At 62.9% G+C, this 25,920-nt stretch carries 22 protein-coding genes and 3 tRNA genes; 2 read left to right on the plus strand and 23 right to left on the minus strand.

What is annotated here, in order from left to right; all coding sequences use genetic code 11:
* Positions 1-300: 300 nt before the first annotated feature.
* From CFR72_RS05415 to CFR72_RS05530, 23 genes are all read right to left on the minus strand, one after another.
* Complete coding sequence (locus CFR72_RS05415; RefSeq protein WP_110912994.1) at positions 301-1,077, minus strand: biotin--[acetyl-CoA-carboxylase] ligase; 777 nt, start codon at positions 1,075-1,077, stop codon at positions 301-303.
* Positions 1,077-2,501 carry an NADH-quinone oxidoreductase subunit NuoN gene (gene nuoN / locus CFR72_RS05420; RefSeq protein ID WP_110912995.1) on the minus strand — a complete coding sequence of 475 codons (1,425 nt, stop codon included), beginning with the start codon at positions 2,499-2,501 and terminating at the stop codon, positions 1,077-1,079. Before nuoN ends, CFR72_RS05415 begins: the two co-directional genes overlap by 1 nt.
* 24 nt (positions 2,502-2,525) lie before the next feature.
* Positions 2,526-4,466, minus strand: coding sequence for an NADH-quinone oxidoreductase subunit L (gene nuoL / locus CFR72_RS05425; protein ID WP_110912996.1), 1,941 nt, complete (start codon positions 4,464-4,466; stop codon positions 2,526-2,528).
* Between the two features lie 7 nt (positions 4,467-4,473).
* Positions 4,474-4,797, minus strand: coding sequence for an NADH-quinone oxidoreductase subunit NuoK (nuoK, locus tag CFR72_RS05430; RefSeq protein ID WP_110094251.1), 324 nt, complete (start codon positions 4,795-4,797; stop codon positions 4,474-4,476).
* Positions 4,790-5,563, minus strand: a complete 774-nt coding sequence (locus CFR72_RS05435) for an NADH-quinone oxidoreductase subunit J (RefSeq protein WP_110912997.1) — start codon at positions 5,561-5,563, stop codon at positions 4,790-4,792. The genes nuoK and CFR72_RS05435 overlap by 8 nt, the downstream gene beginning before the upstream one ends.
* Positions 5,564-5,656: 93 nt before the next feature.
* Positions 5,657-6,145 carry an NADH-quinone oxidoreductase subunit NuoI gene (gene nuoI, locus CFR72_RS05440; RefSeq protein ID WP_110912998.1) on the minus strand — a complete coding sequence of 163 codons (489 nt, stop codon included), beginning with the start codon at positions 6,143-6,145 and terminating at the stop codon, positions 5,657-5,659.
* Positions 6,145-7,167, minus strand: a complete 1,023-nt coding sequence (nuoH, locus tag CFR72_RS05445; RefSeq protein WP_110912999.1) for an NADH-quinone oxidoreductase subunit NuoH — start codon at positions 7,165-7,167, stop codon at positions 6,145-6,147. The genes nuoI and nuoH overlap by 1 nt, the downstream gene beginning before the upstream one ends.
* 6 nt (positions 7,168-7,173) lie before the next feature.
* Positions 7,174-9,240 carry an NADH-quinone oxidoreductase subunit NuoG gene (gene nuoG / locus CFR72_RS05450; protein ID WP_110913000.1) on the minus strand — a complete coding sequence of 689 codons (2,067 nt, stop codon included), beginning with the start codon at positions 9,238-9,240 and terminating at the stop codon, positions 7,174-7,176.
* Positions 9,241-9,245: 5 nt separating this feature from the next.
* Positions 9,246-10,571: an NADH-quinone oxidoreductase subunit NuoF gene (gene nuoF / locus CFR72_RS05455; protein ID WP_110913001.1), complete on the minus strand. Its 1,326-nt coding sequence runs from the start codon at positions 10,569-10,571 to the stop codon at positions 9,246-9,248.
* 12 nt (positions 10,572-10,583) lie between these two features.
* Positions 10,584-11,240, minus strand: a complete 657-nt coding sequence (locus tag CFR72_RS05460; protein WP_110913058.1) for a complex I 24 kDa subunit family protein — start codon at positions 11,238-11,240, stop codon at positions 10,584-10,586.
* 5 nt (positions 11,241-11,245) lie between these two features.
* On the minus strand, positions 11,246-12,496 hold the full coding sequence (locus CFR72_RS05465) for an NADH-quinone oxidoreductase subunit D (RefSeq protein ID WP_110094244.1): 1,251 nt from the start codon (positions 12,494-12,496) through the stop codon (positions 11,246-11,248).
* A gap of 13 nt (positions 12,497-12,509) precedes the next feature.
* A complete protein-coding gene (locus CFR72_RS05470) occupies positions 12,510-13,175 on the minus strand; it encodes an NADH-quinone oxidoreductase subunit C (protein ID WP_233042992.1) in 666 nt (221 codons plus the stop codon).
* Positions 13,168-13,746: a NuoB/complex I 20 kDa subunit family protein gene (locus CFR72_RS05475; protein ID WP_110094243.1), complete on the minus strand. Its 579-nt coding sequence runs from the start codon at positions 13,744-13,746 to the stop codon at positions 13,168-13,170. The genes CFR72_RS05470 and CFR72_RS05475 overlap by 8 nt, the downstream gene beginning before the upstream one ends.
* Positions 13,747-13,771: 25 nt before the next feature.
* Positions 13,772-14,137 carry an NADH-quinone oxidoreductase subunit A gene (locus tag CFR72_RS05480; protein WP_110526121.1) on the minus strand — a complete coding sequence of 122 codons (366 nt, stop codon included), beginning with the start codon at positions 14,135-14,137 and terminating at the stop codon, positions 13,772-13,774.
* 318 nt (positions 14,138-14,455) lie between these two features.
* Positions 14,456-14,532, minus strand: a tRNA-Asp gene (locus CFR72_RS05485).
* Positions 14,533-14,669: 137 nt separating this feature from the next.
* Positions 14,670-14,744: transfer RNA gene (locus CFR72_RS05490), tRNA-Val, on the minus strand.
* An 87-nt stretch (positions 14,745-14,831) separates the two neighbouring features.
* Positions 14,832-15,134: an HU family DNA-binding protein gene (locus tag CFR72_RS05495; protein ID WP_265145679.1), complete on the minus strand. Its 303-nt coding sequence runs from the start codon at positions 15,132-15,134 to the stop codon at positions 14,832-14,834.
* 168 nt (positions 15,135-15,302) lie between these two features.
* Positions 15,303-17,798, minus strand: a complete 2,496-nt coding sequence (lon, locus tag CFR72_RS05500; RefSeq protein ID WP_110913002.1) for an endopeptidase La — start codon at positions 17,796-17,798, stop codon at positions 15,303-15,305.
* A 190-nt stretch (positions 17,799-17,988) separates the two neighbouring features.
* Positions 17,989-19,248, minus strand: a complete 1,260-nt coding sequence (clpX, locus tag CFR72_RS05505; protein WP_110913003.1) for an ATP-dependent Clp protease ATP-binding subunit ClpX — start codon at positions 19,246-19,248, stop codon at positions 17,989-17,991.
* 260 nt (positions 19,249-19,508) lie between these two features.
* Positions 19,509-20,144 (minus strand): ATP-dependent Clp protease proteolytic subunit, encoded by a 636-nt coding sequence (locus tag CFR72_RS05515; RefSeq protein WP_110913005.1) that lies wholly within the window; start codon positions 20,142-20,144, stop codon positions 19,509-19,511.
* Between the two features lie 274 nt (positions 20,145-20,418).
* Entirely contained in the window at positions 20,419-21,756 is a 1,338-nt protein-coding gene (gene tig / locus CFR72_RS05520; RefSeq protein ID WP_110913059.1) for a trigger factor, read from the minus strand.
* A 97-nt stretch (positions 21,757-21,853) separates the two neighbouring features.
* Positions 21,854-21,938: transfer RNA gene (locus CFR72_RS05525), tRNA-Leu, on the minus strand.
* A 78-nt stretch (positions 21,939-22,016) separates the two neighbouring features.
* Entirely contained in the window at positions 22,017-23,459 is a 1,443-nt protein-coding gene (locus CFR72_RS05530; protein ID WP_110913006.1) for an NAD(P)H-hydrate dehydratase, read from the minus strand.
* 219 nt (positions 23,460-23,678) lie between these two features.
* On the opposite strand from CFR72_RS05530, the gene CFR72_RS05535 reads away from it, so the two are divergent.
* Together CFR72_RS05535 and CFR72_RS05540 are read left to right on the plus strand one after the other, a co-directional pair.
* A complete protein-coding gene (locus tag CFR72_RS05535; RefSeq protein WP_110913060.1) occupies positions 23,679-24,131 on the plus strand; it encodes a CopD family protein in 453 nt (150 codons plus the stop codon).
* Positions 24,132-24,342: 211 nt separating this feature from the next.
* The gene (locus CFR72_RS05540) at positions 24,343-25,917 is read left to right on the plus strand and encodes a DEAD/DEAH box helicase (RefSeq protein ID WP_110913007.1); all 1,575 of its coding nucleotides are present in this window, start codon (positions 24,343-24,345) and stop codon (positions 25,915-25,917) included.
* The last annotated feature ends 3 nt before the right edge of the window (positions 25,918-25,920 follow it).

The following is a 25,920-nucleotide window of genomic DNA, read 5'->3' on the forward strand; positions in this document are numbered from 1 at the left end:
ATTCCGTTCCAACGTGTCCCGTATCCCCGGGACAAAAACCTTCTGTCCGGCGCCTTTTCGCGCCACGATCATCCACCCCTGCGAAGCCGCGCCCGCATCCCCGTCATGGCCACCTGTGGCGGCGCAGCAGCGGGACCGGGGGCTCGACACAGGTCGGCATGACCTGAACTCTACCCATCTATATGGGTATAAGGGATTAACATGTAATCCCCCATGCTCAAACGCATTATGAATTCCGGCCGTTCCCATGCCGCCTTCACCATTATGCCTTCCCCCGGCATCAACGATGATCAACGGCCGTCATGCCGTGCCCAGCAGGACCTCGCCGGTGGAAATGGCCCGCACCCCGTCGGGCGTGCGCAGCAGCAGCAGTCCATCGCCGCCAATCCCCTCGAACGTCCCGCACACCGTCCCCGTGGCGGCGACGACACGCACCGGCGTGCCGACGGGATGGGCGCGATGCAGCCATGCCGTGCGGATGGCGTCGAACCCGTCCTGCGCATATCGCGCCATCCAGACATCGAGCATCGTCAGCACGGCGGACGCCACCTTTCCCACCTCCGGCGCGGGGCCGACATCCGCCATGCAGGCAAGGTCGCGTCCCTCGATCACCGGGGCCGCGCACAGGTTGGCCCCCATGCCCAGTGACAGCCACCGCCCGTCGCCCTCGCCCCCGGCCTCGATCAGGATGCCCGCGACCTTGCGCCCGTCGAGCAGCAGGTCATTGGGCCATTTCAGGCTGAGCGCATGTCCCTGCCCCACCCATGGGGCCAGCGCGTCGTAAAAAGCCAGTCCGGCGATGAACGGCCACAGCCCGACCGGGGTTGCGTCCCGGCCCGGACGCAGCAGGACCGACATCGACAGGTTCCCACCCGGATCGACCCATCCGCGCCCACGGCTTCCCCGTCCGCGCGTCTGTCTCAGCGCAAGGATGGCCAGTCCCTCCGCCGCGCCTTCACGCGCACGCTCCAGGCACAGGTCGGATGTAGAGCCCAGTTCCCCATGAATTTCAAGATGCCACGGACCCGCATGGATCCGTGGCACCTCCACGACCGTCACATCAGAAAACGACCGCATTACCTCAGCAACGCCTGCGCCGCCGCCTGGGCTGCGGTCGAAACCGGCCCCAGGGCCACGATGAACAGGCAGGTCACAAGACCCATGCCCACGGAGATGAACGACAGGGAAACGGGAGGACGGTCGAAGGCTTCCGCCGCCGTATCAAAGAACATGACCTTGACAATCCGGACATAATAATAGGCACCGATGATGCTGCTGATGACGCCGATGGCCGCCAGCGCATAGAGGTGCGCGTTGATGGCCGCATAGAAAACCATCAATTTGCCGAAAAATCCAGCCAGCGGCGGCGCACCCGCCATGCTGAACATGAAGATGGCCATCGCGGCCGCCATGCCCGGCGCGGTCCTGCCCAGTCCGGCAAGGTCGGAAATGCGCGTCATGGCGAAGCCCTTGCGCCGCATCGCGACAATCCCCGCGAACGCACCGACATTCATGAACAGGTAGGTCACGAGGTAAACCAGCGTCCCACGCGTGCCCTCCGGCGTGGCGGCGGCCATGCCCATCATGGCGTATCCCATATGCCCGATGGAGGAATAGGCCATCAGGCGCTTGATGTCCGTCTGTGCGATCGCGGCGATGGAACCGAACAGCATGGAAGCCACCGACACCAGTTCGATCAGCAGCCGCCACTGCTCCGTCATGTGGCCGAACGGCCCGATCATCACCCGCAGCAGCACGGCAAAGGCCGCGATCTTCGGCGCACCTGCCATATACGCCGTCACCGACGACGGCGACCCCTGATACACATCAGGCGTCCACATGTGGAACGGCACCGCCGACAGCTTGAACGACAGGCCGACCAGCATGAAGACGATGCCGATCATCAGCCCCGTCGGCAACGCGGCCGTCCCCGCCACCGCCGTCTGCAGCCCGCCATATTCCAGCGTGCCCGCAAACCCATAGACAAGTGCGATGCCATACAGCAGCAGCCCCGACGCCAGCGAGCCAAGGACAAAGTATTTCAGCCCCGCCTCCGCCGCGCGCACCTGGTCGCGGGCAAAGGCACACAGGATGTAGATCGCAAGCGAGGACAGTTCCAGCCCGACAAACAGCGTCATCAGGTTGCCCGACGACGCCATCATCATCGTGCCCAGCGTGGAAAACAGGATCAGCACCGGGAATTCGAACTTCGCGACTTCCATTTCCCGGGCATAGCCCACACTCATCATCGTCGCGAGGAACGCGCCACACAGCGACAGGACCTTCATGAAGCGCGCGAAGTCGTCATTGACGAAAATATGGTTGTACCCAACCCCGTCAGGTGTGAAGAACACCAGCAGGCCGGTGATGAAAAATGCCGCCATCGCCAGCATGGAGCAGGAGAAAAACGGATTTTCGCGTTTCTGCACCACGCCGAACACCAGGATGGCGAGGCCCGATATCGCCAGCACGATTTCAGGCAGAGCAAGTGTCCAGTTCATAGGTTCACCCTCGTCATCATGGCTTCAGTGGGTCAGCAGCATGGTGGACAGCAGCACCACCAGCCCGATCAGCATCGTAAAGGCATAGACCGCGATCGAACCGGTCTGGATCTTCACCGCCTGCCCCGCCGACGCCACGGTCATGCGGGCCAGCCCTTCGGGGATGCCCTCGACCACGCCTTCATCGACATCCTTCCACAGCACGCGCGCCAGCGCCCTGTACGGACGGATGAAGATCAGGTCATACAGTTCGTCGAAATACCATTTGTTCAGCAGGAACAGGTAAAGCGGACGCAGCGCACGCGCCATCGCCCCCGGGATTTCAGGCCGCAGCATGTAGCAGACATAGGCGACAAGGATGCCCCCCACGGCGGCGATGCTGTGCACGAGGGAGATGAACGCCGGGGCGTGTTCCATCATGTCCATGATGTCATTGCCCGGCGCGTTCGCGATCGCCCCGTTCCAGAACGCCACCTGCCCCCTGCCGATATAAAGCGGCGCCAGCAGGATGCCGGCAAGGACCGCGCCAAAGCCCAGCAGGATGACCGGACCGGTCATGGAGAGCGGGCTTTCATGCGCGCCTTCATGCAGGTGCGCATCGCGCGGCTTGCCATGGAAGACGAGGAAGATCAGCCGCCAGCTATACAGTGCGGTCAGGAACGCGGTGATGCAGCCCATGATCCAGCCATAGGTGCCCATCGTCGCGGGCGACATCCATGCCGCATCGAGGATCGCATCCTTCGACCAGTAGCCCGCAAAGGGGAAGATCCCCGCCAGCGCAAGGCTGCCGAGCCACATGCACACGTACGTCACCGGGATCTTGCGCCACAGGCCACCCATGCGGAACATGTCCTGCTCGTCATGGACGGCATGGATCACGCAGCCCGCGCCAAGGAACAGCAGCGCCTTGAAAAACGCATGCGTCGTCAGGTGGAACATCGCCGCCTGATACGCGCCCACCCCAACGGCCACGAACATGTAGCCAAGCTGCGAACAGGTGGAATAGGCGATCGTGCGCTTGATGTCAGGCTGCACCAGCCCCACGGTCGCGGCAAAGAAACAGGTCGTCGCACCGATCAGGATGATGAAGTCACGCGTGAACGGGGCGAATTCCACCACCGGCGACATCCGCGCCATCAGGAATACGCCCGCCGTCACCATCGTCGCCGCATGGATCAGGGCGGACACCGGGGTCGGCCCCTCCATCGCGTCCGGCAGCCATGTATGCAGGAATAGCTGCGCCGACTTGCCCATCGCGCCGATGAACAGCAGCATGCAGATCACCTCGATGGCGCGGTGTGCGCCAAACAGGTGATACACATCATTCATGTGCGCAGGCACCATCGCAAAGATGTCGTCATAGGTCACGGTGCCGAATTCGACATACAGCAGCGCAATGCCGACCAGAAAGAACAGGTCCGCCACGCGGTTGACGACAAAGGCCTTGATCGCGGCGGCGGCGGCGGACGGGCGCGTGTACCAGTAGCCGATCAGCAGGTAACTGGCGAGGCCGACGCCTTCCCACCCGAAGAATAGCTGGATCAGGTCGTTCGACGTCACCAGCATCAGCATCGCGAACGTAAACAGCGACAGGTAGGAGAAGAAGCGGAAGCGCGGCATGCTCTCATGCGCCATGTATCCCGTGCTGTAGACATGCACGAGCGTGGAGACCACGCACACCATGGCGACGATGGAGACCGACAGCGCATCCATGCGCAATCCCCACGCAACATGGAAATTGCCCGCCTGGATCCAGTCGGCCACGGGGACAAGGGCGGTCACCATGCCGCCCTGCCCCTCGATCAGCAGCGCGCCGATGGCGGCGACACTGGCGATGAGCATCAGGATGATCGTCAGCGCCTGCGACAGGGCGTCGCCGATGATGCGCCCCCCCATCCCGGCGGTCAGGAACCCGACCAGCGGCGCGAAGACCGCGATTTCAAAAAGGCAGGATGCCGTTTGCATGACCCGATCACCCTTTCATCATCGTAATGCGATCGACCTCGATCGAGCCGCGATTACGGAAATAGACAGTGACGATGGCAAGGCCGATCGCGGATTCCGCCGCCGCGATGGTCAGCACGAACAGCGTGAACACCTGCCCCGACAGGTCGCCAAGTGCTGCTGAAAACGCCACGAAATTGATATTGGCCGACAGCAGGATCAGTTCGATCGACATCAGGATGATGATGACGTTCTTGCGGTTCAGGAAGATACCGAACACGCCAAGGACCAGCAGGATCGCGCTGATGACAAGGTACGGCGTGACGCCAATGGTGGCGATTGCACTATTCATTGTCCCGACTTTCGTTTTTCGTGACATCCGCGACCACGACAAGCGCGGTGCCTTCCGCAAGCTCCCGCTCCTCCTCGCGATAGGCCTGCGTGCCATAGGTGCCCGGCACGGCGGCAATGTCATAGGACCTGCGCGGGCGCAGGAAACCGCCCATCGCGCCGACGCTGCGGCCCAGCGGCAGGGACAGCATTTCCATGGAATCCGCAGGCTGGCGTTCATGCTGGCGTTCGATGTCCTGCCGCCGTCCGGTGGGCCGGTCACGCAGGGTCAGCACGATCGCCCCGATCATCGCCACCAGCAGCACGAGCGCACAGGCCTGGAACAGGAAGATGTAGTGCGTATAAAGCACATCCCCGATCGCCGCCGTGTTCGAACGCGTGGGGGTTGACGGCACCAGGTGCGCGACATCGCCGATATTCGACGCCACGCGCCAGTGCATGAACGCCAGCACCAGTTCCGCCAGCAGCACCCCGCCCAGCGCCGCGCCGAACGGGGCATAACGCTGCAGCCCCTCGCGCGCCTGCGCCACACGGATGTCGAGCATCATGACGACGAACAGGAACAGCACGGAGACCGCGCCGACATAGACGATGACCAGGATCATCGCGAGGAATTCGGCCCCCGCGATCAGGAACAGCCCCGCCGCGTTGAAAAACGCCAGTATCAGGAACAGGACCGAATGCACGGGATTACGGGCGCTGACCACCATCGAGGCAGAAAGAACCAGGACCGCCGCAAATATGTAAAAGACGATTTGGGTCATCATGGGTGACCTTCCTGCCGCATGGATATTTCCTCCTGCTGCCCGCATGTCCACCTGCCACCGCGCGGGTGGCGGGGGGACATGCGATCCGCCACGTCAACGATACGGCGCATCCAGCTCCAGCCGGCGCGCAAGAACGCTTTCCCAGCGGTCGCCATTGGCGAGCAGCTTGTCCTTGTTGTACATCAGTTCTTCGCGCGTCTCTGTCGCGAATTCGTAGTTGGGGCCTTCAACGATCGCATCCACGGGACAGGCTTCCTCGCACAGCCCGCAATAGATGCACTTCGTCATGTCGATGTCGTACCGGGTGGTACGACGCGATCCGTCGTCACGCGGCTCGGCCTCTATGGTGATGGCCTCCGCCGGGCATGTCGCCTCGCACAGCTTGCACGCGATGCAGCGTTCCTCCCCGTTGGGATAACGGCGCAGCGCATGCTCGCCCCGGAAACGCGGCGACAGCGGCCCCTTTTCATAGGGGTAGTTGATCGTCGCCTTGGGCTTGAAAAACGCCCTGAGTGTCACGCTCATGCCCGAAACCAGTTCGCTCAGCAGGAACGAGCGGGCAGTACGGCTGAGATTTCCCATCAGCTTGCTCCTCCGGGCAGCAGGCCCGTCACCATCAGAAAACCGGCCGTCAGCACCATCCACGCCAGCGAGAACGGCAGGAACACCTTCCACCCCAGCCGCATCAACTGGTCATAGCGGTAGCGCGGGAACGTCGCGCGGACCCAGATGAAGACGAACAGGCAGAACAGGATCTTGGCGATCAGCCACAGCGGCCCCGGGATCCATGTCAGCGGCGCGATCGCCAGCGGCGGCAGCCAGCCACCAAGGAACAGGATGCTGATCATGCCCGACATCAGGAACATGTTGGCATATTCACCAAGGAAGAAGAGGCCGAACGCCAGCGCAGAATATTCCACGAAGAACCCGGCCACCAGTTCGCTCTCCCCTTCGGGAAGGTCGAACGGCGCGCGGTTGGTCTCCGCAAGGGCCGAGATGAAGAAGACGATGAACATCGGGAACATCGGCAGGCAGAACCAGACATGGCGCTGCGCCAGCACGATGTCATTGAGGTTCAGGCTGCCGACCGCCAGCAGGACGGAGACGATGACAAGGCCGATCGAGACTTCGTAAGACACCATCTGCGCGGCCGAACGCAGGCCGCCAAGGAAGGCGTATTTGGAATTGGACGCCCAGCCCGCGATCAGGATGCCGTAAACCCCGAGAGAGGAAATCGCCAGCAGGTAAAGCACGCCGACATTGATGTCCGCCACCGCAAGCCCGTTGCCGGTCGGGATGACCGCCCACGCCACCATCGCAAGTGAGAAGGTCAGGAACGGCGCGAACAGGAACAGCATCCGGTTCGCACCCGCCGGGATGACCGTCTCCTTCGTCAGCATCTTGATCGCGTCGGCAAAGGCCTGCAGCACGCCGAACGGACCGTTGACGTTCGGCCCCTTGCGCAACTGCATCGCGGCCATGACCTTGCGATCCGCAAGGGTCAGGTACGCAACCCCCAGCAGAAGCGGCACAAGCACGGCCAGCGTTTCAAGGACAACCAGCAGGACCTGCCCCACAAGCGTATGCAAAAAGAAATGCGTCACCTCACCTTACTCCGCTGCCTCGGCCGGGGGATGGACATAGGTCCGCGAACAGGTCTCCATCGTCGGGCTGGCGCGACAGATGGGACTGGTCTGGTAATAATCCGCGATGACCGGGACAAAGGGGGTCGTGGTGATCGCCACCTTGCCACAATCGGGGCTGATGCCCTGCGGCGGGGCAAAGCGGGGATTGCCCTGCCGTGCGAAGACCGGGTTGACCTGCGCCAGACGCGCACGCAGCGCCTCGAGCGTGTCATAGGGGAGCGTGTGGCCCACCACTTCGGAAAATGCCCGCAATATGCGCCAGTCCTCGCGCGCGTCACCCGGGGGCATGACCGAACGGAACGCCTGCTGCACGCGGCCTTCGGTATTGACGTAGGTGCCCGGCTTTTCCGCATACAGCGCACCGGGCAGGATCACGTCCGCCCGTGCGGCACCCGCATCGCCATGATGCCCCTGGTAGATGACGAACGTATCGTTGCCGATTCGATCGACCGGGAATTCATCCGCGCCCAGCAGCCACAGGATTTCCACCCCGTCATTGAGCATGCCCGCGACATCGCGACCGCCCTTGCCCGGGACAAAGCCCATGTCCAGACCGGCGACACGGCTTGCGGCGGTGTGCAGCACGTTGAAGCCATGCCACTGCGCATCCAGCGCGCCCACCTGCCCCGCGAGGTCCCACGCGGCCTTGAGGATCGCGCGGGCATCGGGCCGTGTCAGCGCGCCATGGCCGACGATGATCATCGGCTTCCCGGCTTTTTTCAGCACATCAAGGAACGCGGAACGCCCCGCCGCCAGATCCGCCAGCGCATCCGGCCCGTCGCCCAGCACCTGCACCGCATAGGTCGGGTCGGCCTGCGGCGCACCGATCATCGCGATCGGGAACTTGCCCCGCCCTGCGTTCACGAACCGCTTGCGGATGCGGGCATTGAGCACCGGGGCGTCCTGCCGGGGGATTGCGCCGATGATCAGCAGCGCATCGGCCTCCTCGATCCCGGTGATGCCGGTATTGAAGGTGTAGAAGTCACGATGCGACAGGTCGTAATCCGCCCCGTCCTGCCGGCAGTCGATACTGGTCGAACCCAGCGCGCCAATCAGGTCCTTCAGCGCCAGCATGCTTTCGGCATCGCACAGGTCACCCGCGATCGCACCGATCCGATCGCCCGCAACGCCCTTGAACCGCTTTGCCAGCGCCACGAACACATCCTGCCATGACGCAGGCTGCAACTTGCCATGCACGCGCACCCATGGCCGGTCGAGGCGACGGTGGCGGAACCCGTCCACCACGAAACGCCCCTTGTCCGCCAGCCATTCCTCGTTCACCTCGTCATTGGTGCGCGGGACAATCCGCAGGACGCTGGCCCCGCGGGCCTGCATCACGATGTTGGTGCCCACCGCATCACAGACGTCGATGGAATCCGTGCGCTTGAGTTCCCACGGACGGGCGGTAAAGGCATATGGCTTCGACGTCAGCGCGCCCACCGGGCAGATGTCGATCAGGTTGCCCGACAGTTCTGAAGTCAGCGCCTTTTCAACGTAATTGGTGACTTCCATGTTCTCGCCGCGCGAAACGGCGCCGAGTTCGGGCACGCCCGCCACCTCGGTCGCGAAACGGATGCAGCGCGTGCACTGGATGCAGCGCGTCATGACCGTCTTGACCAGCGGGCCGAGATACTTGTCCGTCACCGCGCGCTTGTTCTCGAGATAGCGCGAATGGTCCGCGCCATAGCCAAAGGCCTGGTCCTGCAGGTCGCACTCCCCGCCCTGATCGCAGATCGGGCAGTCGAGCGGATGGTTGATGAGCAGGAATTCCATCACCGCGCGGCGCGCCTTGCGCACGACCTCGGTGTCGGTCAGGATCTGCATCCCCTCGCCCACCGGGAACCCGCACGAGGCGACGGGCTTGGGCGCGCGCACCACCTGCACCAGGCACATGCGGCAGTTGCCCGCCACCGACAGGCGTTCGTGGAAGCAGAAGCGCGGGATTTCCTTGCCCGCCGCCTCGCACGCCTGCAGCGCGCTGGATCCTGCGGGCACTTCGACGGGGATGCCGTCAACGGTTACTTTCACCATGTCCCTTACTCCGCCGCTGTCGGCAGGTCGGCGGGAACCTGCACCAGACGCCCGCCGCCATGCGCGGCCTTGTAGGCATGGATGCGTTCCTCCATCACCGGGCGGAACCGCCGGATCAGCCCCTGGATGGGCCATGCCGCCGCGTCACCAAGCGCGCAGATCGTATGGCCCTCGACCTGGCGTGTTACCTGTTCGAGCATGTCGATCTCCTCGATCTCCGCACGGCCTTCGACCATGCGCTGCATGACACGCATCATCCATCCCGTGCCATCGCGGCACGGCGTGCACTGGCCGCAGCTTTCATGCTTGAAGAACTGTGAAAAACGCGCGATGGCGCGGATGATGTCGGTGGATTTGTCCATGACGATCATGCACGCGGTGCCAAGGCCTGATCCTTCGGCGCGCAGGCTGTCGTAATCCATCAGCACCGTGTCGCAGACCTCACGCGGCAGCATCGGCACCGAGCAGCCACCGGGAATGACCGCAAGCAGGTTGTCCCACCCGCCACGCACGCCGCCGCCATGCTTTTCGATGATGTCCTTGAGCGGTACGCCAAGCTCTTCTTCGAATACGCAGGGCGTATTCACGTGGCCGGAAATGGCCATCAGCTTCGTGCCCGCGTTGTTGGGACGGCCCAGCCCGGAAAACCATGCCGCACCACGACGCATGATGGTGGAGGTGACGGCGATGCTCTCCACATTATTGACCGTGGTGGGACAGCCATACAGTCCCATCGCCGCGGGGAATGGCGGCTTCATGCGGGGCTGGCCCTTCTTGCCCTCAAGGCTTTCGAGCAGCGCCGTCTCCTCCCCGCAGATATAGGCACCCGCGCCACGGTGGATGTAGAAATCGAAATCCCATCCCGACCCGGCGGCGTTTGGACCGATCAGTCCAGCCTCATACGCTTCGTCGATGGCGTGCTGGAGGTGCTGCGCCTCGTTGAAGAACTCACCACGGATGTAGATGTAGGATTTGTGCGCCCCCATCGCGAAAGAGGCGATCAGCGCGCTTTCGATCAGCTTGTGCGGGTCGTGGCGCAGGATCTCGCGGTCCTTGCAGGTGCCGGGTTCGGATTCATCGCCGTTGATCACCAGGTAATGCGGGCGCCCGTCCGATGTCTTGGGCATGAACGACCATTTCACACCCGTGGGAAAGCCCGCCCCCCCACGGCCACGCAGTCCTGATGCCTTCATTTCCGCAATGATGGCATCACGCCCGCGCGCCAGGATGGCGGCCGTGTCGTTCCAGTCGCCGCGCTGTCGCGCACCCGCCAGACGCCAGTCGTTCTGACCGTACAGATTGGTAAAAATCCGGTCCTTGTCCTCAAGCATGTCCCGTCTTTCCTACCCGTTATCCTGCGTGCCGGTGCCCTGCCCCGCAGTATCCAGCAGCGTCTTGCGCCCCCACACGGGGGCAGAATCCATGCGATCTATGGTCGGGCCGGGCTTCGGCCGCTCGCCACGGCGCAGGGCGGCGATCAGTTCGGTCGTGCGCGGGCCGTCCATGTCCTCGTAATAATCATCGTCAACCTGCAGGATCGGGGCGTTCGCACACGCGCCAAGACATTCGACCTCGGTCATCGTGAACATGCCGTCCGCGCTGGTTTCGCCAAAGGCCCCGATCCCGGTCGCGGCCTTGCACGCCGCCGTCACGTCATCCGACCCGCGCAGCCAGCACGACGTCGTGGTGCAGACCTGCAGGTGGTATTTCCCGATCGGCTTCGTATTGAACATCAGGTAGAAGGTCGCGACCTCGTAAACGCGGATCGGCGCCATCTCCAGCCGTTCGGCCACTGCGTCCATCGCGACACGGGGAACCCAGGCGCTGCCGGTCTGGCGTCCCATCTGTTTCTGCACCACATACAGCAGCGGTATGACGCCGCTTGCCTTGCGTTCGGGGGGATACTTGGCAAGTATCTGCGCGATCTGCCGTTCGCTTTCCGCGTCGAAAGCGAATTCGGCAGGCTCCGCGTCGTGGGGTGTGTTGGATTGCGCGGACATGTCGTTCACCTGTCTATTTCACCAAACACCAGATCCAGCGAACCGATGATCGCAACCGCGTCGGCCAGCATGTGCCGCCGCGCCATCACGTCCATGGCCTGCAGGTGGGCGAACCCGGTGGGGCGAATCTTGCACCGGTAGGGACGGTTGCTGCCATCAGCGACCAGATAGACGCCGAATTCGCCCTTCGGGCTTTCGACGGCGGTATAGGTCGCGCCCGGCGGCACGTGGTACCCTTCGGTAAACAGCTTGAAATGATGGATCAGGGCTTCCATCGAGCGTTTCATCTCCCGCCGTGGCGGGGGGGCGATCTTGCGGTCCTGGACCTTGATCGGGCCGGGCTTCATCTGTGCGAGGCACTGCTCCACGATCTTCACGCTTTCGCGCATTTCCGCGACACGCACCAGATAACGGTCATAGCAGTCGCCCTGACGCGCCACCGGCACGTTGAACTCGACCTTGTCGTAATTGTCATAGGGCTGCGAACGGCGCAGGTCCCACGGCACGCCCGACGCACGCAGGCATGGCCCGCTGAAGCCCCAGGCCAGGGCCTGCTCACTGGTGAAGACGCCAATGCCGACCGTGCGCTGTTTCCAGATGCGGTTGTTGGTCAGCAGGGATTCGAGGTCGTCGATCCAGCGCGGGAATTCCGTCGTCCACTGCGCGATCCGCTCCTCCAGCCCGGCGGGCAGGTCGCGCGCGACGCCACCGGGGCGGAAGTAATTGGCATGGAAGCGCGCGCCCGATGCGGCCTCGTAAAACTCCAGCAGCTTTTCGCGTTCCTCATACCCCCACAGGGCGGGGGTCAGCGCGCCGCAGTCCAGACCAAAGGAGGTCAGGTTGAGGATATGGTTCAGGATGCGCGTGATTTCCGCGAACATGACGCGAATCCATTTCGCGCGATCCGGGATTTCAATGTTCAGCAGCTTTTCCGTCGCCAGCGCGAAGGCCTGCTCCTCACACATGGGGGAGACGTAGTCGAGCCGGTCGAAATACGGCAGCGCCTTGGGATAGGTCTTGTATTCAATCAGCTTTTCCGTGCCACGGTGCAACAGCCCGACATGCGGGATGGCGCGGGTGACGACCTCGCCCTCCATCTCCAGGATCAGGCGCAGCACGCCATGGGCGGACGGATGCTGGGGACCGAAATTCAGCGCGTGCGAGTCGATTTCCACAACATGCTTGCGGACGTCGCCATCGCTTTCCTCCGGCAGCAGCGCCTCAGGAATGTTCGGGTCCAGGGTCACATCACTCATCGTTCGGTTTCCCTTATTCCTGGCGCTTGATGTTCTGGCGGAACGCATGCGCCTTCTCGTCGCCGGGCAGGGTCAGGATGCCCTCCCACGGGGATTCAAAGTCGAAATTGCGGAAGTCCTGCTTAAGCTGCACCGGCTCATAGACCACCTGCCGCCGTTCCTCGTCGTAACGGGTCTCGACATAGCCGGTCAGCGGGAAGTCCTTGCGCAGTGGATATCCCTCGAACCCGTAATCGGTCAGGATACGCCGCAGGTCGGGCTGGTCAGAGAACAGGATGCCGAACAGGTCGTAGCATTCACGTTCCCACCAGGTCGCCGATGGCCACAACTGATGCACCGACGCGACAGGCTGCGTCTCGTCCGTGGTCACGATGACGCGGATGCGGTGGTTATGCGTGACCGACAGCAGGTTGTAGACGACGTCGAAACGTTCCGCCCGGTCGGGATAATCCACGCCGCACAGGTCCATCATCTGCTCGCACGAGTAGCGCGGATCGTCGCGCAGCATCCCCATGATCGCCAGCAGGTAGGGCCGCGTCGTGCGCACCACGAGTTCCCCGCCCTCGATCCCGGCGGAAATGACGCCCGGCACGGTGGTGGACAGCGTGAACGCCACCGATCCCAGCGATGCCTGCGCCTGCGTCTGCACCGCAGGCAGGGTGTTGGAGGATTCAGCCACGGAGAATCGTCCCTGTCCTGCGGATTTTCTTCTGAAGCTGGAGGATGCCGTAGATCAGCGCCTCCGCCGTGGGGGGACAGCCGGGGACATAGACATCCACCGGCACGATCCGGTCACAGCCACGCACCACGGAATAGGAATAATGGTAATACCCGCCCCCGTTGGCGCAGGATCCCATGGAAATGACCCAGCGCGGTTCGGCCATCTGGTCGTACACACGGCGCAGGGCCGGGGCCATCTTGTTCGTCAGTGTCCCCGCGACGATCATCACGTCCGACTGCCGTGGCGACCCGCGCGGGATGATGCCCATGCGGTCAAGGTCGTAACGCGGCATGTAGGCGTGGATCATTTCCACCGCGCAACAGGCCAGGCCAAAGGACATCGGCCACAGGCTGCCGGTGCGGCCCCAGTTCACGATCTTGTCGAGGCTGGCGACGACAAACCCCTTTTCGGTGATCTCGCCCGTGACGCCACGGATGACGGCGTCCTGTTCCGGTCCCGGCGGCAGCATGTCGCGATTCCACGCGATGCTGTCGGACGGGCGGCCCTGCCCTGATGAATTGCTGCTCATGCTTCCTGTCTCCTTCCCTGCTGCCTCAATCCCACTCCAGCGCGCCCTTGCACCATTCGTAGATGAAGCCGACCGTGAGGACCGCCAGGAAGCCCATCATCGACAGGAACCCGAACCATCCGATCCGCGACAGGCTGACCGCCCAGGGGAACAGGAAGGCCACCTCCAGGTCGAAAATAATGAACAGGATCGCCACAAGATAAAAACGCACGTCAAACCGCCGCCGCGTGTCATCGAACGGCTCGAAACCGCATTCATATGCGGATGTCTTTTCCGAATACGGTTTCTGCCAGCCGAAAAGCAGCGAACTTCCCAGCATGGCGCCCGCGATTACAACCGCGATCGCACCGAATATCAGTACAGGGAAATAATCCGCGATGACGGAATGCATGGCCCACGTCCCCAACCTTGTTGATTGAACCATCCGTGTCTTGAGCGACTTCTGTATGGCTGGGGCGAAGTTAGACACAAACTCCCATGGCCGAACAGACGGTTACCCTGCACCCGGGCGGGAACATTACCGTGATGTTAGGAAATACCGCAGAAATACAGTCATTGCGCCCGCATTACTTGTCGGGAACTTTTTGTTGTCTTCATATTTCTGTGTTCGGGAATTTTCGGCGGAAACACACGCCAAAAGGCCACACACGAACCCTCGCGCCACATGCCGGGGCAGGTCAGGAACGACATATTTTCCGTGTGGGGGGAATGGCGCGAGTGACGGGGCTCGAACCCGCGACCTCCGGCGTGACAGGCCGGCGCTCTAACCAACTGAGCTACACCCGCGCAGGGTGTGGAAGGATCTCTACCGATCCATCCGGATGACGTCAACAGGTGATGACATCTGAAAGTGACCTGACCGCAGGACAATTGCCACAGGGCGCAATGACGGGATCGGGTTGGATATCATGCAGCGCGCTGCATGGTGGGCGATGACGGGATCGAACCGCCGACCCTCTCGGTGTAAACGAGACGCTCTACCGCTGAGCTAATCGCCCCTGTAATCGCATCAAACAATCGCATCAAAACCGAGGGGCCGGTAATCCACTGTCGTGGACCAGCACCCCTCACCTGACGCAAGCTGCTTATTTGCTTACAGCTTCCTTCAGGTTCTTGCCAGGCTTGAATCGCACGGAGGTCGAAGCCGGGATATCGATCTCTTCACCCGTACGCGGGTTGCGGCCCTTGGCGGCCTTGCGGGTCGCGGTCACGAACGTACCAAAACCGACCAGACGAACTTCCTGCCCATTGGACAGGGCCTTTTCGATCGCGCCGAACACAGCATCGACCACTTCGCCCGCCTTTGCCTTTGCCAGGTCGGCGTTCTCGGCGACAGCAGCAACGAGTTCCTGCTTGTTAAGTGGCTTCTCCATTTTACGCCTTTCTATGTAACTGACTGCGACCGCTTTATCACGCGTGCTTTTCGCGTCGCATTTTCTGCCTGCACTATGCCGCTGTTTTCTCTCACGTCAACCGAGGGATGGGCGGGAATGACCCACAAAATCGGTCATTCCCCCCTGCCATGACAATTTTGCTACGCTTGACACGACGCCCGATCAGTGCGGTAGCGACGCCAGCGCCGGTTCGGAGGCAGGATTGGCGGGCACGCCCTCGGGCGGTTCCACCCATTCGATGGGCTCCGGTTCATGCACCAGCGCCTTGGCGATCACTTCATCCACGTGGGCGACGGGAATCACCTTCAGGTCCGCGGTCACGACCTTGGGGATTTCCACGAGGTCCTTTTCATTATCCTTGGGGATGAAGACCGTGCGGATGCCCGCACGGTGCGCCGCCAGCAGCTTTTCCTTCAGGCCGCCGATGGGCAGCACGCGCCCGCGCAGCGTGATCTCCCCCGTCATGCCCACATCGCGACGCACCGGGATGCCGGTCATCACGCTGACGATGGACGTGGCCATGGCGATACCCGCCGACGGGCCGTCCTTGGGTGTCGCACCTTCGGGCACGTGCACATGCAGGTCGCGCTTTTCAAACAGCGTCGGCTTGATGCCGAACGACACCGCCCTGCTGCGGACATAGGACAGCGCCGCCGCGACACTTTCCTTCATCACGTCGCCAAGCTTGCCCGTCAGCTTGATGTTGCCCTTGCCCGGCACCATCACGCTTTCGATGGTCAGGATCTCGCCCCCCACCTCGGTCCAGGCGAGGCCGGTGACAACACCGACCATGTCCTCGGCCTCGGTCTCGCCATGGCGGAAGCGTTTCACCCCGGCATATTTCTCGAGGTTGTCCTTCGTGATGGCGACCTTCTTGGCCTTGCCCGTCACGATTTCCGTCACCGCCTTGCGTGCAAGGGTCGCGATCTCGCGCTCCAGGTTACGCACGCCGGCTTCACGGGTGTAGCTGCGCACGAGTTCAAGCAGCGCATCGTCACTGACCGACCATTCATCAAGCTTGAGGTTGTTGGCCTCGGTCTGCTTGGGCAGGAGGTGACGCTTCGCGATCTCGACCTTTTCGTCCTCGGTATAGCCTGACAGGCGGATGATCTCCATGCGGTCCAGCAGTGGCTGGGGCATGTTCAGGCTGTTGGCCGTGGTGATGAACATCACGTCCGACAGGTCGTAATCCACCTCAAGATAATGATCGCCAAAGGTCGCGTTCTGCTCCGGATCCAGCACCTCGAGCAGGGCCGAGGACGGATCGCCGCGCCAGTCCGCGCCGAGTTTGTCGATCTCATCAAGCAGGAAGAGCGGATTCGACGTCTTCGCCTTCTTCATGCCCTGGATGATCTTGCCGGGCATGGAGCCGATATAGGTCCGGCGATGGCCGCGGATTTCCGCCTCGTCACGCATCCCGCCCAGCGACATGCGGACATACTGCCGCCCCGTCGCCTTCGCGATCGAACGCGCAAGCGAGGTCTTGCCAACGCCCGGCGGCCCGACGAGGCACAGGATCGGCCCCTTGAGCTTCTGCGCGCGACTCTGCACCGCCAGATATTCAAGGATGCGTTCCTTGACCTTCTCCAGCCCGTAATGGTCGGTGTCGAGGATCTTTTCCGCCTCGGGCAGGTTGTGGCGCACCTTGGAACGCTTTTTCCACGGGATACCCAGCAGCCAGTCGAGGTAGTTGCGCACCACCGTCGATTCGGCGGACATCGGGCTCATGGTCCGCAGCTTCTTCAGTTCCGCCACGGCCTTGTCGCGGGCTTCCTTGCTCAGCTTGGTCTTGGCGATCTTTTCCTCAAGCTCGGCGGTCTCGTCCTTGCCGTCCTCGCCTTCACCAAGTTCCTTCTGGATCGCCTTGAGCTGCTCGTTCAGGTAGTACTCGCGCTGCGTCTTTTCCATCTGCCGCTTGACGCGGTTGCGGATGCGCTTTTCCACCTGCAGGACACCGATCTCGGCCTCCATGTGGGCAAAGACCCGCTCCAGACGCGCATTGACGTCCTGGATTTCAAGGATTTCCTGCTTTTCGGAAATCTTGAGGTTCAGGTGGCTGGCAATCGTGTCCGCCAGCTTCGACAGGTTGTCGATCTGGTTGAGGGAGACGAGCACCTCCGGCGCGATCTTCTTGTTCAGCTTTATATACTGCTCGAACTGGGAGATGATCGTGCGGCCCAGCGCCTCGGCTTCCTTGCCGTCGGTTTCCTCCTCGGCCACTTCCTCGATCTCGGCCTCGAAATGGCCGTCGATCTCGTGCAGCGTGGAAATGCGCGCGCGACGGCCACCTTCCACCAGCACCTTGACCGTCCCGTCAGGCAGCTTCAGCAACTGCAGGATCGTGGAAACCGTACCATAGCGGTAGATGTCATCGACGGACGGATCATCCTGCGAGGCATTCTTCTGCGCCACCAGCAGGATCTGCTTGTCATTCTTCGTAACCGCTTCCAGCGCGCGGACGGATTTTTCCCGTCCGACGAACAGCGGTACGATCATATGGGGGAAAACCACGATATCACGCAGCGGAAGGACCGCCATCGTGTCCTTCTCACGCGGGGTGATGTCCTGGTCTTCGTGGGACGACACCGATACCGGCACTTTCTTTTCCGTGTTTTCGGGGGTGCCCGGCACCTGGTCCACTCTTTCGGATTCAGACATGTAACTTGACCTCCTGATGGACGATCCCGGGTCCACACCCGACACGCGGCCTGCGGACCCGTAACACCGCACATGCGGTGACCTGATGAGTCATGTTGTCACTTGCCTTCACTGACACAAGTGAGCGAAGGGCAAATGACATGCATCATCAAAGATGAAAAAGCTTTACCAAGAGCGTACGGCGCCGCAATCAGGCGGACTGCTCTTCCGGTTCGGCCTTGCCATAGACATAGACCGGCGGGGCCTTGTTTTCCGCCGCGTCCTTGTTGACCACGACCTCCTCGACATTCTTCAGGCCCGGAAGGTCGAACATCGTCGACAGCAATATGCTCTCCAGAATCGCGCGCAGGCCGCGCGCACCGGTGCGGCGCGCGATGGCACGCTGCGCGATCGCGCTCAGCGCATCCTCGGAGAAGGTCAGCTTCACGTCTTCCATCTGGAACAGGCGCGCATACTGCTTGACCAGCGCGTTCTTGGGCTTGGTCAGGATCTCGATCAGCGCGGCCTCGTCCAGATCCTCCAGCGTCGCAAGGACCGGCAGGCGGCCGATGAACTCGGGGATCAGGCCGAACTTCAGCAGGTCCTCAGGCTCGATATCGCGCAGGATCGCACCCGTGCGACGGTCATCGGGGGACTGCACATCCGCGCCGAACCCGATTCCCGATCCCTTGCCACGCGCGCTGATGATCTTGTCGAGGCCCGCGAACGCGCCGCCGCAGATGAACAGCATGTTGGTCGTGTCCACCTGCAGGAATTCCTGCTGCGGGTGCTTGCGCCCGCCCTGCGGCGGGACGGAGGCAACCGTCCCTTCCATGATCTTCAGCAGCGCCTGCTGCACACCCTCGCCACTGACGTCACGGGTGATGGAGGGGTTGTCGGACTTGCGCGAGATCTTGTCGATCTCGTCGATATAGACGATGCCGCGCTGCGCCTTCTCCACGTTGTAGTCGGCGGCCTGCAGCAGCTTGAGGATGATGTTCTCCACATCCTCGCCCACATAACCGGCTTCGGTCAGGGTGGTGGCGTCGGCCATGGTGAACGGCACATCAAGGATCCGCGCCAGCGTCTGCGCCAGCAGCGTCTTGCCCGACCCGGTCGGGCCGATCAGCATGATGTTCGACTTCGCGATCTCGACGTCGTTGTTCTTCTGGCTGTGGGCCAGGCGCTTGTAATGGTTGTGGACCGCGACCGACAGCACCTTCTTCGCGTGCATCTGCCCGATGACATAGTCGTCGAGGATATTGCAGATCTCACGCGGGGTCGGCACGCCATCACGCGACTTCACCAGGTGCGTCTTGTGCTCCTCACGGATGATATCCATGCACAGTTCGACGCATTCATCGCAAATGAACACGGTGGGACCGGCGATGAGCTTCCGGACCTCGTGCTGGGACTTGCCGCAGAACGAGCAATAAAGGGTATTTTTGGAATCGCCGGATTTGTTGTTCATAACCGCTCCTATTCCCCCGCAAGGGAGAACCTGTCCATTCCCGACGACCGGAACCTGCCACCCGTTTCCGGTACGCCGCAGCCTGCCTGGTCGCCTGAGGATGGGGAACGCACGCCGCGCGCTGGCTCCCCTTCCCCGCATATCACAAGATCCAGCCCCTGCGTCATGCGTTGCCTGCGACGCAGCCGGGGTCTTTCATCCTGCCCACCGGGCACGGGCACCCGCGCGACCTGCGCATCATGCCCCATGCCCGCCGGGCATCAGTCGGCGGCCTTTTCGGCAGCATGGTTGCGCACGACTTCGTCAACGATGCCGAACGCACGGGCTTCTTCCGCCGACATGTAGCTGTCACGTTCCAGCTTCTGCTCGATTTCCTCAAGCGTGCGGCCGGTGTGGGTTTCATAGATCTCGTTCAGGCGCTTGCGGATGGTCAGGATTTCCGTCGCCTGGATCTCGATGTCGCTGGCCTGCCCCTGCGCGCCGCCGGACGGCTGGTGCACCATCACGCGGGAATTGGGCAGCGCGAAACGGCGTCCCTTCTCCCCCCCTGCAAGCAGGAGCGAGCCCATCGACGCCGCCTGCCCGATGCACACGGTGCTGACGGGGCTGCGGATATACTGCATGGTGTCATAAATCGCGAGACCAGCCGACACCACTCCGCCGGGGCTGTTGATGTAGAACGAGATTTCCTTGGTCGGGTTCACGCTTTCCAGATACAGAAGCTGCGCGGACACAACGGCGGACACCTGGTCGTACACAGGCCCGGTCAGAAAGATGATGCGCTCTTGCAGCAGGCGGGAATAGATATCGAATGCCCGCTCCCCGCGAGAGGTCTGCTCGACCACCATCGGCACAAGAGCATTATTGAAGATCTCGACGGGATTGCGATCCCTCATAGCCATATTCCCGATCCTGAAAAGCAAAGGCCCGACCTGCCCTGATTTTCTGGCGTGCATGGGCGCGCCATCAAAACGGAGCAGCCGGACCTTTCCCGGTTACTTATGACAAAATAGAGACAAACACGCCAGATACCACCCCATTGCCGTCATTTTAGACAATATGATGCGAACACGGCCTGCCTGACCCCATCACGAAGGTCGTTGGACACGCAAGAACCATATCCGATCCTTACGCGTCCTGCCGACATCCGCAAGACCTGAAACCGCGACCTCAGACGCTGGCTTCCGGCATTTCGGCCAGTTCCTCGGGCGTCACTTCCTTGTCCTCGACCTTCGCCAGTTCGACGATGTAGTCGATGACCTTGTTCTCGAAGATCGGGCCACGCAGGCTGTCGGCGGCCTGCGGGTTCTTGCCGAAGAACTCGAACACGGCCTGTTCCTGGCCGGGATAGCGCATGGCTTCGGCGCGGATGGCCTGCATCATCTCGTCCTGCGTGACGGTGATGTTGTTGACACGGCCGATTTCCGCCAGCAGCAGGCCCAGCTTCACGCGGCGTTCGGCAATCTTGCGATAGTCGGCGCGCAGCGTGTCCTCGTCCTTGTCCTTGTCCTCGTCATCGAGACGGCCGGCCTTGCGGTCTTCCTCGATACGGTTCCAGATCTGGGTAAATTCGGCGTCAACCATGCCCGGAGGCGCGTCAAACGCGGTCTTTTCCGCCAACTGGTCCAGCAGGTCGCGCTTCAGGCGCAGGCGCGAAAGCTGCTCGTATTCCTGTTCCACCTGCTTGGTGATCAGTTCACGGACCTGCTCCAGCCCCTCGAAGCCCAGCTTCTTGGCCAGTTCATCGTCGATCGCGGGTTCGACCGGACGCTTGAGTTCCTTCGCCTTGATGTCGAAGGTGGCTTCCTTGCCGGCAAGGTTCTCGGCCTGGTAATCGGCCGGGAACGTGACGTGGATCACCTTTTCGTCACCGGCCTTCATGCCTTCAAGCTGCTCGGCAAAGCCTGGGATGAAGCCCGCGCCACCGATCTCGACATTCACGTCGTCGGCGGAACCGCCATCGAACGCGACGCCGTCGATCTTGCCGACGAAATCAACCGTCAGGACGTCACCCTTTGCGGCGGGGCGGTCCTCGGTGATCTTCTCGAACTCACGCTGGCGGCTGGCGATTTCCTTCAGCGCCTTGTCGACCGTCTCCGCGTTGACGGCGGACTTCAGGCGCGTCAGCGACAGGGTGGACAGGTCGGGCACCGGGATTTCGGGCAGCACCTCGAACGCAAGCGTGTATTCGAGGTCGGCCTTGCTGTCGGGCTCCCCGCCGGAGACGATATCGACCTTCGGCTGCATCGCCGGGCGCAGGCCGCGCTCATCAAGCAGCGTGCGGGTCGCGTCGCCGACGACCTGTTCCAGGACTTCCCCCTGGACCTCGGTGCCGAAACGCTGCTTGACGATGCTCAGCGGCACCTTGCCGGGACGGAACCCGGGCAGCTTCATGGACTGTCCAATTTCTTTCAGGCGCGCCGTGCGCTTGCTTTCAATTTCCTGCGCCGGAACCGTGACGGTAAAACCGCGCTTCAGGCCATCGGAAAGCGTTTCAGTAACCTGCATCTGCCAGGCCATCCTCTCGGTCAGAACGTATCAAAGAACGCAAGAGGCCGGTTGGGCCACCACGTCTGCTCGCATAACGCGAATTGCCGGGGTTTTTTGGTACGGGCGAAGGGACTTGAACCCCCACGACTTGCGTCACCAGAACCTAAATCTGGCGTGTCTACCAATTCCACCACGCCCGCACATTGCCCAAGCTACAAGCGCGCGGCTTTAGCGCAGAGTAGCCATGGGGGCAAGATGCGAACCCGAATAACGCCCTCTCAGCCCCGCTTTTTTTGCCCTTCCGCCTCGGCCTTTGCACGTGCGGCCCCCAGATGGAGGTCGAACTGTTCCGCCACGGGCCACGGCCCCGCGCGCATCGCCGCCTCCCCATGCAGCCACACGGCAGCACACGCGCCTTCCCACGCAGGCATGCCCGCCGCCATCATGGTGGCGACGATCCCGGTCAGGGTATCGCCCGACCCCGCCGTGCCCAGCGCGGGCGTCGCATGGTCGTTGATCGCGACCCGCCCGTCCGGGGCGGCGATGATCGTGTCCGGCCCCTTCATCACCACCACCGCGTCAATCAGGGCTGCCGCAGCACGGGCGGCGGCCAGGCGGTCCTCGCCCGGATGGCCGAACACGCGCGCGAACTCCCCGGCATGGGGGGTGACCACCGCCGCCCCGCGCAGGCGTCCGGGATCGCCCGCCGCCATGGAAAACGCCCCGGCATCCGCCACGACCTGCCGCTTCGCCTCCACCAGCGTGGGAAAGACGGAGCCCACCTCCTCCACCGTCAGGCCGGGCCCGCAGACCCAGACCCTGCGCCGGGCATCGTGCAGCAGTTCGGGCAAGGGAGCGGAATCCACGATCAGCCCCGCCGGGGCCTGCATGCGGTACAGGTCCGCCGCCGCCCCCACCGCAAGCCGGACAAGCCCCGCGCCGCTGCCGCGCGCACCCCCAGCCGAAAGCCGCGCCGCACCAGGCATCTGCGCGCCGCCGCAGATGCTGACCACGCCGCGGCTGTATTTATAACTCTCCACCCCGCAATGCGGCACCTGCCACAGGCCCGGCGCATTATGCCATGTACATACGCCCGCCTGCCCCACGACGCTTTCGGGGATACCGATGTCCGCCACCTCGCACCGCCCGCACAGGCCGCGCCCCGGCAGCAGCAGGTGCCCCGGCTTGCGCCGGCAGAACGTCACCGTCAGTTCCGCCTGCGGGGCGTATCCACGCACCGCGCCGGTGCCCCCATCGACGCCCGTGGGCATGTCGATGGCGACGACACGGCGTGCCGCGCGCAGCACGTCCGCCACATTCCCTTCCACCGGGCGCGACAGGCCCGCGCCGAAGATCGCGTCGATCACAAGATCGAAATGTCCAACCTGCGCGGCCTCGAACGGCACCACCGGCCCGTCCCACAGCGCGGCGGCCGCGGCGGCATCGCCCCCCGGACGTGGCGGGGCAAGGGAGGCGATGCTGACGGGCCATCCCGCCTGCGCCAGACGCCGGGCGGCGACATACCCGTCGCCCCCGTTATTCCCCGGACCGCACAGCACAAGGACCCGGCACGGCCGTACATGGCGGCGCACCGCGCGTTCCACCGCGCGCCCGGCATGTTCCATCAACGTGCGAATCGGCACCTCGCGCGCGGCAAGGGCATCCACGCGGCCCATCTGCGCCGGATCGGGAAGCAGCAGTCGGTAAGCGGCGTCATTCATGATCGGTCCTCCCTGAAGCGGAACTGTGGGGCGAAAGCACGCGGGCCGGGACCACAGGATGGAAACGGGTTCCGAAATGCGGCCGGAAATATGCCCGGTGGCATGCAATATCTTGCATTATGAACGCGAAATCGGGAAACAACCGTGCATGCTTTCCCGATGGGCGCCATGACGGAGACGCATTCGCCCATCCCATCGTTTTCCAAAACCGGAGGCGTCATGTCCCACTCCATCATCTGGAGCCTTGTGCTCGCCGTTCACCTTCTTGGCATGGCCGCATGGGTGGGCGGCATGATCTATGCCGTGTTCGTCCTCAAGCCGAGTCTCGGCCTGCTTGACCCGACCCCGCGTGCATCCGTCCACCTGCAGACGCTCAACCGCTTCTTCCGCATCGTCTGGCACACCATGCCGATGGTGCTGGTGACCGGGTGGCTGATGATCTTCCACGAAGGGGGCTTTGCCGCCATCCCGTGGCAGATCAACCTGATGCAGCTACTTGGCCTGATGATGGCGCTGATCTTCGCGCGGATCTATTTCGGCCCCTACAAGAAGGTGCGCCGCGCACTGCGTCCGCAGCCCGCCATGTTCGATTCGATCCGTTCGCAGATCCTCATCAATATCGGCCTTGGCGTGCTGACCATCGTGGCCGCGTCGCTGGCCCATCCGTTCTGATGTCATGAAAATGCCCGTGACTGATACACGGGCGCACCGACATCCTTGATTTTCATACGGGATGCGGATAGGCAGGGGAAGTGTGGAATCGAGGGATTCGCCCTTGGTCCACAGGCCCCTGCGTTGCTGCAGGCGATCAGGCGCGGTAACCTGATAGGCGGTATGGTAGCAATCCGGACGGGACCTCACCACTGACACGTTCGAGAGAATTTTGAGCGCCAAGAAGAACACAACATCCGCTCGGGCCGGTTCCGCCAAAGCGGGGCAGCGCGCTGCCGCGACGGCAGGCGACATCATGCCGATATCCGATATTGAAATCGTTACTCCCCCGGAAACGGAAGACGCGCCACAGCCGCTGTTTTCCGAACTGGGCCTGTCCGCGCCGATCCAGCAGGCGATCGAGGAGATGGGATATCGCCATCCCACGCCCATCCAGGCGCAGGCGATCCCCTATGTCCTGATGGGGCGCGATGTCCTTGGCGTGGCGCAGACGGGCACGGGCAAGACCGCGTCCTTCACCCTGCCCATGCTGGAAATCCTGTCCGGGTCACGCGCCCGCGCCCGCATGCCGCGTTCGCTCATCCTGGAGCCGACGCGTGAACTCGCGCTGCAGGTGGCGGAAAATTTCGTCAATTACGGCAAGCACCTCAAGCTGACCCATGCGCTGCTGATCGGCGGCGAAAGCATGGCGGAGCAGAAAGAGGTCCTCAACCGTGGCGTCGATGTGCTGATCGCGACGCCGGGCCGCCTGATCGACCTGTTCGAACGTGGCTGGCTTCTGCTGACGCAGACAAAGCTGCTGGTCATCGACGAGGCCGACCGCATGCTCGACATGGGGTTCATCCCCGATATCGAGAAGATCGTCAGCATGCTTTCGCCGCTGCGCCAGACGCTGTTCTTCTCCGCCACGATGGCCCCGGAAATCCGCCGCCTTGCGGACATGTTCCTGCACAATCCCAAGGAAATCACCGTCAGCCGTCCCTCCTCCGTCGCCTCCACCATCGAGACTGGTCTGGTGATCGTCGAGGAGGACGACAAGCGCCGCGCCCTGCGCAAGCTGCTGCGCGAGAGCGACATGCAGAACGCGATCGTCTTCTGCAATCGCAAGCGCGACGTCGATGTCCTGTGCAAATCCCTCATCAAGCACGGATTCTCCGCCGGTGCGCTGCATGGCGACCTGCCGCAGTCGGTGCGTTTCTCCACGCTGGAGGCGTTCAAGTCGGGCGAACTGAAGATCCTCGTCTGCTCCGACATTGCCGCACGCGGGATCGACATCGGTGGCCTGTCGCATGTCTTCAATTTCGACCTGCCGTTCCATGCGGAGGATTACGTCCACCGCATCGGCCGCACGGGCCGCGCGGGCCGTACCGGCCATGCCTACAGCCTTGCCACGCCCTATGAACAGCCACTGGCCGAGGCGATCGAAAAGCTGACCGGCAAGCCGATCACGCGGCTGGAGGTCAAGGGAATCGACCAGGCGGAATGGTCCGACGAACCGCGCCCACGTGGGCGCAAGCGTGGGGCCAAACCGGCGGAACAGCGCACGGCCGCACCAGCCGCCCCTGCCCCGCGCAAGCCCGCAGCCGAATCGCGCAAGGCCGCGACACCGGCCGCCCCGCCGCCTGCGCGCCGTGCTGCCGCCCCTGCCGCGACTCCTGCGCGCGAAGATCACGGCAACGACCGGGTCCAGACCGGGTTTGGTGGCGACATCCCGGCCTTCATGCTGCTTCCCCGCCGCACGACGCCCGTCGTGCCCGCGCCCGAGGATGAAAACCGGTCGGACTGACCC

The organism is Gluconacetobacter entanii (genome assembly GCF_003206495.1).
Taxonomy (GTDB): domain Bacteria; phylum Pseudomonadota; class Alphaproteobacteria; order Acetobacterales; family Acetobacteraceae; genus Novacetimonas; species Novacetimonas entanii.